Here is an 815-nt window from a genome sequence, read left to right as displayed (position 1 = left end):
GTGTCCCGCACGGCAATCAGCACCGGCTCACCCGCGTCGAGCTTCTGCGCGAAGAGCCAGCGATGCCCGTCGTGCAGCGGCTGCCAGCGGCCGATGAAGAGCGCACGCTTCATGACAGGAATTCCTCCATGATGCGGTCGATGCACACCTCCACTGAAACGTTTGTGGTGTCGATGTCGAGGAAGTTTTCCTGCGGCGGCTCGTAATCCTCGGCGAAAAAGTGCTCGCGTCCGCGAATCTCGGTCGTGTGCAGGTAAATCTCGTTAACCGTGTGGCGCGCCTTGAACTCCTCGCGCAACCACCTGTACGGAGCAACAATCGAGACCACAACGTCCTGTCCTTTGTTATCGAGGAACATCGCAATCGACTGCGCCATGCGGATGTTGTTGATGCGTCCCTGCTCGGAATAGTCTGTGTTGTGCGCCAGACCACGCAAGTCATCACCATCAACATGGAACGCGCCGTCCAGCTTCTCCAGTAGCACTTTGCCAAGGGTGGTCTTGCCGCTTCCCGGCTGGCCGGTGAACCAGAATATCACAGGACACCCCTCTTTTCCCAAGTGAAGTCCGGCAGTTCGCGCCCGAAGTGGCCGTAGGCGGCGGTCGGCGTGTAAATCGGCCGCAGCAGGTCCAGGTCCTCGATGATGGCACGCGGCCGCAGGTCGAACTGGCGGTCTATCGCCTTGCGGATTTTCGTTGCGTTGCCAGTGCCGAAGGTCTTGATGTCGACCCAGAGCGGGTCGGCGACGCCGATGGAATAGGCGAGCGCAATCTGGCAGCGGTCGGCCATCCCGGCCGCGACGACGTTCTTGGCGA

Annotated in this window: 2 protein-coding genes; both read right to left on the bottom strand. The window is 60.7% G+C overall.

Going from position 1 to position 815, the window contains the following annotated elements:
• Positions 1-109 precede the first annotated feature (109 nt).
• Positions 110-559, bottom strand: a complete 450-nt coding sequence (locus QGG57_06950; GenBank protein ID MDP7007898.1) for an adenylyl-sulfate kinase — start codon at positions 557-559, stop codon at positions 110-112.
• Positions 535-815: methionine adenosyltransferase domain-containing protein (locus QGG57_06945; protein MDP7007897.1), on the bottom strand; the 281-nt coding region annotated here is incomplete at its 5' end. The genes QGG57_06945 and QGG57_06950, both read right to left, overlap by 25 nt.

This window comes from Candidatus Poseidoniia archaeon, from assembly GCA_030748895.1.
Classification (GTDB): Archaea; Thermoplasmatota; Poseidoniia; order MGIII; family CG-Epi1; genus UBA8886.
Note: the sequence above shows the minus strand (reverse complement) of the source record. Positions and strands in the feature narration are given on the sequence as shown.